Genomic DNA, 12038 nt, shown 5'->3' with positions numbered 1-12038 from the left:
ATGCATGAACTATCAGTACTTATCGACAAACAGTCAGAAATCAGGTAGCTTCGGTCGGCGGTAACACATATGTAGGCCCACACCGAACTATGCATGTGACAACGGTCGCTCCTGACGGACCGGAGACGCCGGATACGCCAGCGGTTCGGCGCGCTGTCCGCGCGGACCTCATCGAGATCCACCGCATCGAGCAGGCGTCGTTTCCACAGCCGTGGCCGTTTTCTGCACTGGAGAGCTATCTCGGCGAAGCGGGGTTTCTCGTCGCCGAAACCGGCAATGACGATGATGACCCGCCCGCTGTCGCAGGCTACGTCATTGCGGATACGGTGCCGAACCACGGTACCCCGCTCGGCCACATCAAGGACCTCGCGGTCCGGTCAGCGTACCGGCGGCAGGGGGTTGCGAGCGCGCTGTTGACGCGTGCACTGGAGGTCATCGGCGAGACGGGTGCTGGCTCGGTCAAGCTGGAGGTCCGGGCCGACAACGATGGCGCACGAAAGCTCTACCGGCGCTTCGGGTTCGAGCACCGCAAGACCGTTCCCAACTACTACAGCAACGGCGAGGACGCGCTTGTGATGGTCCGATTACTCTGAGTGTGGCAGCTATGTCTGATACTGTTTGAGCGCTGTGGGTACTGCATGTCTGTTGTCGGATGACCTTGCGCAGCCAGTTCTCCCGAACCGACCACCGCTCCGAGACCCCGACTACATATACGGCTCCGCATCCACGCTTTGCACACCGATGGGATACGCCTGTCCAGTGTGTGACGACCCGCAAGCCGACGACGTGCACTTGGCGAACCACCTCGCGTTTACGGCGATGACCGGCGGTGACGACCACGAAGCGTGGCTCGACGAGCGCGTCCCCGAGTGGGGCCAGCTCGGGGAGGACGAACTCTCCACCGAGGTCGTCGAGTACGCCGAGGAGACGGAGTTTCCACAGGTGTTCGAGGACACGGTTGACCGCAGCGACGATGAGCATAGCCACGACCACGCGCACGGACACGGCCACGGTGACCTCCCGCAGGGCGCGGACCGCCACCGGGGATCGAACGCGCTCAGCGACCACGACAGCGAGGTGCTGGCCGAGGCTCGGGATCTGACGCGGGAGATGTTGCGCGACAGCGACGCCGAAACCGATTCGGACGCCGGTGACAGTAACACGTCGGAGTCAGACGCTGGCGACGACACCGGTGCGAACGGAGACGAAACCGAGTAGTCCCGCCGGCGGCAAGGGGACGTATGGACACTGAGGGGCAGTTCGCGCCGGCATCGGCAGCCGAAGCCCGCGAGCGCTACGACGCCTTCGGGCCGACGGCGCAGGTCGTTGTCAAGGAAGTCGCGAAGGCGATGGGTCTCGACCCGGAGACCTACGAAGAGCGAGTCACCAGCGAGGTGGTCGAAACCGCCCGCGACGTGCTGTTCGCGGAATCGCTGGCAGTTCAGGTCGGTTCGATGACGGAGTTCGAGGAGTGGCGCGAAGACACGGACTGCGAGGTGTCGCTGGTCGGCGCGGAGAACGTCGACAACGTCGTCTGGCACGCTGCCCCGTTCGCGGAGCAGGCCGTCGCGGCGACGTTTCAGGACGAACGCCGGGCTGCTGTCGGGACGCTCCGTCGCCAGGCCTTCGGCCGCATCTACCGCGAGGTCGTCTGATGCGTCCGGTCACACGGAACACCTTGCTCGGCATCATCGCCGTCGTCGTGCTATTGCTGGCGCTGGGTGCGCTGCCGGGCCTGCTCAAGAGCGGGGACCCCTACTACACTGTCGCCACGCCGACCGACGGCGAGTACAGCGTCGACAACGGCACGGCGATCAACTGGAGCAGTCAGTCCGAGCGACGCTTCCCGTACACGAGCGAGGCGCTGGCCGACGCATCCCCGTCGACGGCCGGGCAATCTGAGCCGTACTGGCGCGGCCCGCTCGGATTCAAGGGCGCGTTCACCCACTCGCCATTCGATGAACGCGACGCCTTGCGACAGCAGTACGATGGGGCTGTGACCGACGACGGCGTCGTCGTCCGGCACAACGGCACGTTTTACCACGTCGCGGTCCGACAAGACGTATGACCCGCGAACCGGCCCACGAGTGGCCCATCGTCGAGAGCAAACGCGAGTACGAAACCGGCTGGTACACCGGCGGCTACGACCGGGTTCGCCAGCCCGACGGCTCCGAAAAGGACTACTACTGGGCTGAACTGCCCGATGCGGCCGTCGTGGTCGCCACGACCGGCGACGAACTCGTCATGGTCGACCAGTACCGCCCGACCATCCGCGAGCAGTGCCTCGAACTCCCGGCCGGTATCGTCGAAGACGACGAGTCCTACACGACTGCCGGGGCGCGCGAACTCCGCGAGGAAACCGGCTTCGAGGCTGCCGGTGTCTCACTTATCGAGGAGTTCTCGTGTTCGACCGGCGTGCTCCGGCACCGCCGTGGCATCGTCTTCGCTGAGGGACTCGAACCGGTCGACCGGGAACTGGACGACAACGAGTTCCTCTCGGTGACAACTGTGCCCATCGACGAAGCGCTGCAGGTCGCCCGGCGCGAACCGGCCAACGACGCGACCATCGAAGGCATCCTGCTGGCACAGGCTGACGGTTTGCTGTAGCCGGTGAAGGTTTAGGTATCGCCCGCTAGCAGCTGGGTATGGACGGCGAAATCGACACCGACGAGCTACGGTCGAAACTCGACGAGGAGGCGGTCCGGGTGGTCGATATCCGCTCGCCCGGCGCGTTCGAGCGGGGTCACATCCCCGGGAGCGAGAACGTCCCGTTCCCGTCGCTCGTCGACGAAGTCGAACGGTTCGAAGGCGACGACGAGGTCGTGACAGTGTGTCCGAAAGGCAAATCCAGCGTGCAGGCCGCCCGCCTCATCGCGTCGTACGAAGGGTTTGAGGGCGACGTGGTAAGTTTTGAACCCGGACTGAACGGCTGGGACGGGCCACTAGAACGTGCAAACGCTGACGAGGAGGCGACGGCAGACACTGCGGCTGCTGACGGAGACACCGACGAAGGCCCTGCTGCACCGTTTTAGCCGCTGTTCGGAGTGAAATGGTGGCTCAGGAATAGTCCATCGTCACAAGGGGCTCAGCGGGGGTAACATCTCGTCATCGCCACCAGCATGTCGTACTCCCCCACTCGGGAAAAGTGCATCCGTTGCGGACGACGTGAGCGGACAGTCTGACAGTACCCGTTCTGGCAGTGACGTTGTCGCTTGAAGCGTATCGGACCACCGCTGACTCCAGCGGTAGCGGTATCGCCGTCTATATAGCGAACATATAAAATACCTATACGACGGCAGCCGTCCGTTCGGTCGAGTACTCCGTGTCTGACACTGAGACGAGCCAGCCACAGATCGAGCAGGCGCTCACTGTCGTTCAGCGGGAGGTCGACTGTATAGCGGCTGAACTGTCGGCTTTCAGGCGCTTTCGGTCCAGGCTCGTGTCCATCGAACCGACGGTGCAATCCGCGGGCATCGCCGACACCGCAGCGGGCGGGGTGTCGGCACTCAGTGCCCGGCGGCCGAAACCAGAGGCGAGCCTGCGTGCCGTCCGGGAAGCCTACCGAGAGACGGTCATGGCTGTGCCACACTTCGAGGCCGAGTACGACGACTCGCTGGAAGCGAACATGTCGATGGAGTTCGGGCCGGAACTCGGCACGCAGATCGCCACGGGAACGCGCCTGACTCCGCAGTTGTACGAGGCACTCCTGACCGCGAGCGAGGGAGCACGCGACGAGCGCGAGACGTTGCTCCCGGCACTTGAAGACGAGCGAGAGTCGTTACAGTCTGTGCGAGCGACACTCGACGACTGTGAACGCCGCGGGGCCGCACTCGGTGCGAACGCACGCCGAACGACTGATCCGGCTCGACTCGACAGCATCGACGCGCAGCTCGCTGATATCGAAGCCGACTGCGAGGCGGCCGCGGCGACCCGACAGCAGCAACTCCACAACCGGTCGGCCGCCGCCCTCTCCGGTGTTGACGGAACCAGTCTCGCTCGGTATCTCTACGGCGACTGTCCGGTGACGTGTCCGGCGCTCGCTGACACTGTCGACTGTCTCGACACGATCAGGCGGCATCGTCGTCACTGCATCGTTTCGACGAGCTAAGGCGACAAGGCAGCTGTCTATCGTTCTGCGTTTTGCGGATTCGTCAGGACTGCGGTCGCGGCGCAGCCTTCTGGAGCGCGCTCTCGGCGATGTTACCGCCGTAGTCAGCAGTCCGGGACAGGGAATCGACGATGAGGCCCAGTACCTGTGCGCTCTGTGGGTCGAACTCGCGGATCTGCCCGTCGACCTCACGGGCAGTCTCGTCGACACCGGGGATCTGGCTCCGGGCCTCGTTTGCCAGCTCGACGGCTTCGTCGGAGTCCTCGGTCAACAGGGCGTCCATCGCGGTTTCGGGGACAGCAATCGCCTCTGCTTCCAGCTGATCGAGCAGGTCGGCGGTTTCCCCGGTGATCTCCCCGATTTCCTGGGAGAGGCTGGCGATCTTGGTCGCGTGGTCGGCGATACGCTCTAGCTGGCGGGCACTAGACTGGAAGTCGAAGACAGTCTCGCGAGGGAACCCGATCTCGTTCGCTGCCGTTGGGTTTCGGAGGACGGTTCGGAACACGCGCGAAACCATGTACCAGAGGCGGTCCACGTCGTCGTCGCGTTGCATCACATCCGCCGCAAGGTCGTCGTCGTCTTCGATGAGTGCCTCGACAGCGTCGGAGAGCATCGTCAGCGAGACCAGCCGCATTCGTGTGATCGCGTTGTGGACCGACAGTTCCGACGAATCGAGCAGGTCCTGCAGGACGACCCGGTCGGTCGTCTCCTCGATCATCTCTAAACCGACCAGTCCCTGGGTCGCATCGCGGATGATGCGACGCTGCTCGGCCGTTATCCGAGTCGCTTCGAGTTGGATGATGTCGAAGCCGCTGACGTACATCGTCATCACCGCCCGCGTGAGTTCGTGCCTGTTTTCGAGTCCATCCACGTCGAGACTCCCCTCCACGCGGCCGTTGTCCCGCTGTGGAGCGAGCAACAGCAGGTCCCGTTCGGCGTGGAATTCGACGACGCTGCCCGCGCTCACGTCGTTTTCTGTCGCCCATTCCTTGGGTAGGGAGACGGTGTACGTCGATCCGCCTGTCACCTGGACCTTGCGTGTCTCCATGTGACTGGCACTCGTTCACGAGATGATATAAATCCACTCATATCTATATACTATATCCGAGCTCTAATATTTGGGGACATATTTACCGGCTAAACGCCGAACCTGCGGAGATATTTACTGGTATGAGAAATTCAACGGGCTGAAAATGCTACTTCCGGACGCTCGCCCACATACGCAGTATTCGGGCCTCTAGTGGCCTGAGGCGGTAAAAGTCCAGATATAGTTATGCTTGTTTGTGGGTTTTTTAACACATCAATTCTATATAGTAGTATAGTACACAATATATCCATCATAGTAGGCTACTCATTATCTGTCTCGTCAGGTTTGTGTTCGTGCGGGTGTACGTGGCGTGCAATCGACCGGACCGCACGTCGAAGGAAATCAAAGCCCACCCTCCACGAGCGAGGCCATCAGGTTGAGCGAAATGTAGGGTAGTTGGCGCACAGTTAGGCGGCCCACTCCGGGCGATTGACGCTCGTATTCCTGACTGTGCGGGTCCGGTGTCGAATTTCTACGTGGACCTGCTCGCTGCGAATGGTTGTGTCGTACCGAACCTGAACTGACCGAATTAGACCTGTCTCTATCACGACCACTTGTGCGGTGACGTTCCACGCCTCGCTCACGGAGAGCGGGATCACTGTTGCCGGGAGGGTCGACAGTTCCATCGGTCGGAGCACAGCGCCGTCAGTGGTCGGTTCAACCGTTCGGGGATAGGTCGACGGCAGTATTAGCTTTTGCACCGGAATTCGCGTCGAAATACACCACAGAATAGCGTACGCCGGTAGTAACTGACGAGCGCGTCGGTGCTTGAAACAATCACGTCGTGCGGTCGGCCGGGCGAAGGTCGTCGAGCTCCGACTGAACGGCGGCCCAGTCGACGGGTGGTTGCCAGTCCGATAGCGCCTGTTCCACCGCATCGACGGACGCCCCGTGACGGTCTCGCCACGCTGGCTGGCCGGCTCGTTCTAGGCTCGAAGCCATATCGGTCACCCGCTCGTCGAGCGCGTCGATGCGTTCCGCGACAGCGTCCCAGTCGGGATCTCCGTCGGTCGCAACTGGCCACGACCGGAGCGTGTCCAGCTCGGCTCGAAGATCCCTGACAAAGAGGGCGAGCGACGCGCGCTGTATCGCTGTATCGGCCCAAGCTGCCGCATCGCCGTCCACCATGACATCCTCGACCGAATCCTCAAGTGCGTCGACTGCTGCCGCGAGGTCGTCCACGTCTGCATGTACCCCGGCAGCGCGTTCGTCTTCGTCAGTCACCCACGTCTCGAACTCCGCAAGAGCGACCTGAACCTCGTCGGCACGCCCCTGAACCGACGAGGCGTCCTCATACACGTCCCGCATCTCCCGGACCGCGGTGTAGGTGACTCCCGTGTCGCGGCCGGTGATCGCTCCGAGTGCCGCCTGGACGGTTTCGAGGTCCGCCGTCGCTGCATCGACCTCTGCCGCCAGGTCGTCCAATCGTGTCTGGACGACAGCCAGGTTGGCGACCGGTTCGGCCGCCGCTCGTGCGTCGTCGAGAGCCGAGACGGCCAGTTCAGTCCGTGTCTCGGCTGTCGAGAGGACCTTCGCCGTCTCGCTGAGTGCCGCTTCGAAGGCATCGATGGTGATGACTCCATCCTCGGCGACGCGGCTCAGCGTTGCCCTCGCCGTCTCGCGGGCAACGTCCTCCGCGGCCACCACGTCGTCGACTGCCGTCTCCAACTGTCGGTCAGCCAGGTTGCGGTCCCCGTCTGCTCGGCTCATGAGCGATCGGTCGCGTCGGAGCGGTATCATCTTTTCCGTCGTTCAATATATAGAAATAATAGCAGTATATTTCCTCACATAGACACTGTATCCATATCTATTGATATTGGGGAGTAGAGAGGGTAACAGGCCAGTATTATAAATCGCTTTAGTTATCCCATCTCCCCTTTCAGTTGATGACGTCAGACAGAGAACGGTCGAAACGGGTGTCACGTCGCAAATTCCTTCTCACATCGGGTGCGGTCGGGGCAGCCGGTCTAGCCGGCTGTGGTGGTCAGTCCAGCTCGGACGGGGGCTCCGATGGAAGCAGCGGTGGCGATGAGACCAGCGACGGTTCTTCGGACATGACCAGTGACGGTTCCTCGGACGAGACCAGCGACGACTCGGGCGGAGGCAACTCGACCGAACTGCTTGACGCCGAGGGTTCCTCGACGGTGTACCCCATCGCGAACAAGGGGAGCTCATACTGGAACTCCAACGCGCCGCCGAGTGACGGCGAATACTGGGGCGAGAACGACGAAGGCAGCGTCCCCGGCTGGGACGAGATCGACACCGACATGCTGCTGGCCGACTACTTCGCCAGCCAGTTCGGCTTCGAGCCCACGGAGCAACGCTCGGAAGCTCCGTTCCAGACCACAGTCGGCCTGAGCCACTCCGGGACCGGCTGTGAGGCCGTCGTCAACGGGCTCGTCGACATCGGTAACTCTTCCGGCCCCATTACCGCGGAGCTGGGATGGAGCGAGGAGAAGCGCGACAACACGGTCGTCGATAACGTCGTCGGTCGTGACGGTCAGCCGGTCGTCGTCAGCAAAGACGTCTCCGACGAAGGTATCGATCAGCTGACGGGCGACCAGATTCGTGCGATATATCAGGGCGAGGTCGACAACTGGAGCGACCTCGACGGAGTCAGCTACGACCAAGAGATCTACGTCATCGGTCGCGCCGAGGGCTCCGGGACGGACACCTCCTTCCGCCTGAACATGCTTGGTGACGCGAACGCGTCGATGGAAGTCGACACCCGCCAGGGCCAGAACCAGCAGGTCGCCCAGCTGGTCTCCCAGAACGACGGCGCCATCGCCTACATGGCGCTGGCGTTCACCAGCGACCAAGTCCTTCCCATCGCCATCGACTTCGAGGGGACGGTCTACGAGCCTGACCGTAACGCCGAACACACGATCTACGACAGCGACTACCCGCTTAATCGGGACCTCCACATGTACACGCTCATCGAGGAGGGCAACCCCAACGGCGGGGGCCGCGACCGGCGTGAGGCCGCCTTCATCAACATGTTCCTGACGGAGTTCGGCCAGACGCTCTTCGTCGAGGACAACAATTACATCCCACTGCCGACCTCCGATCTCGAGGAGATGCAGGAAGCGGTCAACCAAGTCAAGCCCTGACGCTGTCGACTCCGTCTTCGCTTAATGAAATCTTCACGTTCTCATACTGTCAAATCTTAAACTACTACACTCCCCCACATGACTGAAACTACAAACGAGCCGGGGACCGGCACGGGACAACGCAGGATACGGCAGGCAAGACGGTTCGTCGACCGCACCGAGACCGGGGCACTGGTGACTGTCTCGGTGATGTCTACGGCCCTGCTGGCTGCGCTGGCAGGGTTCCTCGCCGTCTCCTCGCTGACGATAGCCCCGTTCGCGCTGTTTTTGATCACTGCCGGCTATGGCTGGCTGCGGCACCAAGAACTGACCGCACGAGCGTTGACGCTGGCGATGACTGCCTCGACGCTCCTGATACTCGGCCTCATCATCGTGTTCATTTTCCAGGCTTCTATGCCGGTACTCAGCTACGAGAGCATGCGGGTGTTCGGCGTCGAGGTGCCCGGCCTCCGGATGTTCCTCGAGACGCGGTGGGACGCCGTGAGCGATCCAGTCAGGTACTCGATGGTCCCGATGATCCACGGGACGCTCGTTGTGACGGTCATCGCGACCGTGGTGGCGGCCCCGCTCGGCGTTGCCGCCGCCCTGTTTCTCTCGGAGATCGCACCGCCGGCGGTCCGTGATATCGTCAAACCCGGCGTCGAGATCCTCGCTGGCATCCCCTCCATCATCTACGGATTCATCGGGTTCACGCTGTTGAGTCCCTGGGCCAGCAGGCAGTTCCAGACCACCGGCCAGGGGACATACCTGTTTGTCGGTATCGTCGTCGGCCTCATGGCGCTGCCGACGGTGGTTTCCGTCGCCGAAGATGCGCTGAGCAGCGTGCCCGAGTCGATGAAGAGCGGGTCGCTGGCCGTCGGGACGACCGACTGGCAGACGATGACCTCGATCACACTCCCTGCGGCGTTCTCGGGCGTCTCCGCTGCGGTGATACTCGGAGTCGGCCGGGCCATCGGGGAGACGATGGCTGCGACGGTGATGCTCCGGGGTGTCCCGCGGCTCACTGACCCGCTCATCAACGTCTTCTACGGGCAGGAGACGCTCACGTCGCTCATCGCCCGCAACTACGGGGAGGCCGACGGCCTCCAGATGGACGCGCTGTTCGTCGCCGGGACCATTCTTTTTGTCACAGTCCTGATCATCTCTATTGGGTCCCAGTACATCGAGTGGCGGATGCGAAAGAAGCTTGGGGGTGAGGTCTAATGGCGAGCGCGACCGAGTCCGACCTGATCAGCGGCAGGACGGACTCCACCGAGGCCGTCGCTGGGATCGCCGTGGGTCTGGCCGCCCTCCTGTTTGCGCTCTCGCTGGCCACGTTCTTCGACGTGGTGTCGGTCACCGGCACCCTCGTGGGAGTTCCGGTCGTTCCGCTGGTCGGTGGCCTGCTAATCCTCCTCGGCGGCGCGATCATCACGTTCGGAATCGGGTCCTACCTCGGCTACGTGGAGACGACACCCAGCCCGACCGCCGGTCTCGTCGCAGCCGTCGCCGCGGCCGTCCCGTGGTTCGTCGCTGGCGTCAGCGTCGGGTCGATCATGCTCGGATCCGGTTCCGCGGGCGGTGTAGTTCTCGGCCTTGTCACCGGCGCAGTCGCGTTCGCGGCCACCGCGTTCCCCCGCGAGGACCTCGGGTCGACGCTCCCGATCGGCGCACTCTCGATACTGGCCGGGCTGGTCCTCCTCAGCGGCATCATCGGGCCGGAGTGGGTCTGGGACCTCGGCTGGGAGCAACAGGCGTCGCTTACCGCCGGGTTCGTCGTCCCGGCGTTGACGCTCGCGACGTCACTGTACGTCGGGTGGGCTGCCGCGAAGGCCTACGGCGGGTTCGGGGCCCGCGGCCGCCACGTCGGCGCGTATGCCCTCGTCTACGTGAACGCGCTATCCATCGTTGCGGTACTCGTCATTCTGCTGGCGTTCACCGTCTTCCGGGGCATCCCGGGGCTGCTCACCGGGGCCGAGATAGGGCTGGGCGTCGGCCCCGAGGTCGGCCTGTTTGGCCTCAGCGTCCAGTTGCCGGTGTCGCTACCGTTCGTGATGAATGGCGTGGCACTGCTGAACGACTACCAGGGCGTCCTGCCCGCCATCGTCGGGACGTTTTGGCTGGTGATCGGTGCCGTCCTGTTCGCGGTGCCGCTCGGGATCGGCGCTGCCATCTTCCTCACGGAGTACGCCGAGCGCGGACGGTTCACCCAGGCCGTCGAGGTGGCCACCAACGGCCTCTGGAGCACACCCAGCATCGTCTTCGGCCTGTTCGGCTTCGCCTTCCTCATCCCCCGCTTTGGCAACGGGAAGTCGTTGCTGTCGGGGATGCTCACACTCGGGTTCATGCTGTTGCCGCTGGTGCTCATCACGAGCCGTGAGGCCATGCTGTCGGTCCCCGACGAGTACCGCGACGCCAGTGCCGCCCTCGGAGTCACCAAATGGCAGACCATCCGCAGCGTCGTCTTGCCCGCGGCCCTCCCCGGTGTCGTCACTGGCGTCATCCTCGGCGTTGGCCGCATCGCCGGCGAGACGGCACCTATCCTGCTGACGATGGCCGGTGGCACCTTCGTCCCCGGCAGCCAGACCGTCGACGTCATTGGGGGGTTCAAGTTCACGGCGACGCCGCCGTTCGTCGCCAATCCGGAACTCCTCCAGGCGACCTCGGCGTTACCCTACCAGCTGTTCGCGCTCATCACCGCGGGCGTGGGGTTAGGCGATAGCGTCGCGAACCCGAACGACTTCCGCTGGGCGACGGCGCTGATCCTCCTCGTCGTCGTCCTGTCGTTCTACGCTATCGGTATCGGGGCGCGCTACTACTTCCGACGGAAACTCCAGTACGAGTGATCATGAGCGAAACCACACATTCAGAGAGAACCGATACAGACAGCACGATAGAAACGACCGCGGGCGAGACCATAGAACAGGTCCAAGAGTCTTGGACTGACTACAAGTTCCAGGGAGAGGCCAAGCTCACCAGCGAGGGCCTCGATGTCTACTACGGCGACGACCACGCCCTCAAGGACGTCACCATCGAGATCCCCGAAAAGAGCGTTACGGCGCTCATTGGCCCCTCCGGGTGTGGGAAGTCGACGTTCCTGCGCTCGCTCAACCGGATGAACGACCGCATCCGCTCGGCGCGGGTTGACGGGTCGGTTCAGTTCGACGGCAAGGAGATCTATCAAGAGGGAATCGACCTGGTCGAACTCCGCAAGCGCGTCGGCATGGTGTTCCAGTCACCGAACCCCTTCCCCAAGTCCATCCACGAGAACATCACCTACGGTCCACGCAAGCACGGCGATATCGAGACGGGTCTGCTCGCGCGCCTGCTCGGCCGTGATGACTGGGACGAGGCCGAAGAGCTAGTCGAGCAGTCCCTGCGCCAGGCCGCGCTCTGGGACGAGGTCGCCGACCGTCTTGACGACAATGCCCTCGGTCTCTCCGGTGGGCAACAACAACGGCTCTGTATCGCCCGGTGCCTGTCAGTCGACCCTGAGGTCATCCTGATGGATGAGCCGGCGTCGGCGCTGGACCCCATCGCCACCTCGAAGATCGAGGACCTCATTCACGATCTGGCCGAGGACTACACTGTCGTCATCGTCACTCACAATATGCAACAGGCGGCCCGTATTTCCGATCAGACCGCCGTGTTCCTCACCGGCGGCAAGCTCGTCGAGTACGACGACACGGACAAGATCTTCGAGAACCCCGAGAGCCAGCGCGTCGAGGACTACATCACCGGCAAGTTCGGGTGA

At 63.1% G+C, this 12038-nt stretch carries 14 protein-coding genes; 11 read left to right on the top strand and 3 right to left on the bottom strand.

What is annotated here, in order from left to right; translation table 11 throughout:
* Positions 1–95: 95 nt before the first annotated feature.
* The 7 genes from rimI to IEY38_RS02195 all read left to right on the top strand — a co-directional run bounded on the left by rimI (position 96) and on the right by IEY38_RS02195 (position 4108).
* Positions 96–593: a ribosomal protein S18-alanine N-acetyltransferase gene (rimI, locus tag IEY38_RS02225; protein ID WP_188974984.1), complete on the top strand. Its 498-nt coding sequence runs from the start codon at positions 96–98 to the stop codon at positions 591–593.
* 148 nt (positions 594–741) lie between these two features.
* Positions 742–1218 carry a DUF5810 domain-containing protein gene (locus IEY38_RS02220; RefSeq protein WP_188974982.1) on the top strand — a complete coding sequence of 159 codons (477 nt, stop codon included), beginning with the start codon at positions 742–744 and terminating at the stop codon, positions 1216–1218.
* A gap of 23 nt (positions 1219–1241) precedes the next feature.
* Positions 1242–1655 carry a DUF5809 family protein gene (locus tag IEY38_RS02215; RefSeq protein WP_005537419.1) on the top strand — a complete coding sequence of 138 codons (414 nt, stop codon included), beginning with the start codon at positions 1242–1244 and terminating at the stop codon, positions 1653–1655.
* Positions 1655–2068, top strand: a complete 414-nt coding sequence (locus tag IEY38_RS02210; RefSeq protein ID WP_188974981.1) for a hypothetical protein — start codon at positions 1655–1657, stop codon at positions 2066–2068. The genes IEY38_RS02215 and IEY38_RS02210 overlap by 1 nt, the downstream gene beginning before the upstream one ends.
* Positions 2065–2607 carry an NUDIX hydrolase gene (locus IEY38_RS02205; RefSeq protein ID WP_005537421.1) on the top strand — a complete coding sequence of 181 codons (543 nt, stop codon included), beginning with the start codon at positions 2065–2067 and terminating at the stop codon, positions 2605–2607. The genes IEY38_RS02210 and IEY38_RS02205 overlap by 4 nt, the downstream gene beginning before the upstream one ends.
* Positions 2608–2645: 38 nt before the next feature.
* The gene (locus IEY38_RS02200; RefSeq protein ID WP_005537422.1) at positions 2646–3032 is read left to right on the top strand and encodes a rhodanese-like domain-containing protein; all 387 of its coding nucleotides are present in this window, start codon (positions 2646–2648) and stop codon (positions 3030–3032) included.
* A 290-nt stretch (positions 3033–3322) separates the two neighbouring features.
* Entirely contained in the window at positions 3323–4108 is a 786-nt protein-coding gene (locus IEY38_RS02195; RefSeq protein WP_188974979.1) for a DUF7260 family protein, read from the top strand.
* A gap of 43 nt (positions 4109–4151) precedes the next feature.
* Here the strand turns inward: IEY38_RS02195 and IEY38_RS02190 are convergent, their stop codons facing one another.
* The 3 genes from IEY38_RS02190 to IEY38_RS02180 form a co-directional block, all read right to left on the bottom strand.
* The gene (locus IEY38_RS02190; protein WP_188852773.1) at positions 4152–5156 is read right to left on the bottom strand and encodes a phosphate uptake regulator PhoU; all 1005 of its coding nucleotides are present in this window, start codon (positions 5154–5156) and stop codon (positions 4152–4154) included.
* A gap of 446 nt (positions 5157–5602) precedes the next feature.
* On the bottom strand, positions 5603–5896 hold the full coding sequence (locus tag IEY38_RS02185) for a hypothetical protein (RefSeq protein ID WP_188974977.1): 294 nt from the start codon (positions 5894–5896) through the stop codon (positions 5603–5605).
* Between the two features lie 76 nt (positions 5897–5972).
* Positions 5973–6905: a hypothetical protein gene (locus tag IEY38_RS02180; protein WP_188974975.1), complete on the bottom strand. Its 933-nt coding sequence runs from the start codon at positions 6903–6905 to the stop codon at positions 5973–5975.
* A gap of 176 nt (positions 6906–7081) precedes the next feature.
* On the opposite strand from IEY38_RS02180, the gene IEY38_RS02175 reads away from it, so the two are divergent.
* The 4 genes from IEY38_RS02175 (at position 7082) to pstB (ending at position 12038) form a co-directional block, all read left to right on the top strand.
* Positions 7082–8305 carry a PstS family phosphate ABC transporter substrate-binding protein gene (locus IEY38_RS02175; protein ID WP_188974973.1) on the top strand — a complete coding sequence of 408 codons (1224 nt, stop codon included), beginning with the start codon at positions 7082–7084 and terminating at the stop codon, positions 8303–8305.
* Positions 8306–8383: 78 nt separating this feature from the next.
* Positions 8384–9508, top strand: coding sequence for a phosphate ABC transporter permease subunit PstC (gene pstC, locus IEY38_RS02170; RefSeq protein ID WP_188974971.1), 1125 nt, complete (start codon positions 8384–8386; stop codon positions 9506–9508).
* Positions 9508–11130, top strand: coding sequence for a phosphate ABC transporter permease PstA (gene pstA, locus IEY38_RS02165; protein WP_188974969.1), 1623 nt, complete (start codon positions 9508–9510; stop codon positions 11128–11130). The genes pstC and pstA overlap by 1 nt, the downstream gene beginning before the upstream one ends.
* Before the next feature lie 2 nt (positions 11131–11132).
* Positions 11133–12038, top strand: a complete 906-nt coding sequence (gene pstB, locus IEY38_RS02160; protein ID WP_188974967.1) for a phosphate ABC transporter ATP-binding protein PstB — start codon at positions 11133–11135, stop codon at positions 12036–12038.

It is taken from the genome of Haloarcula sebkhae (genome assembly GCF_014647415.1).
Lineage (GTDB): Archaea > Halobacteriota > Halobacteria > Halobacteriales > Haloarculaceae > Haloarcula > Haloarcula sebkhae.
Note: the sequence above shows the minus strand (reverse complement) of the source record. Positions and strands in the feature narration are given on the sequence as shown.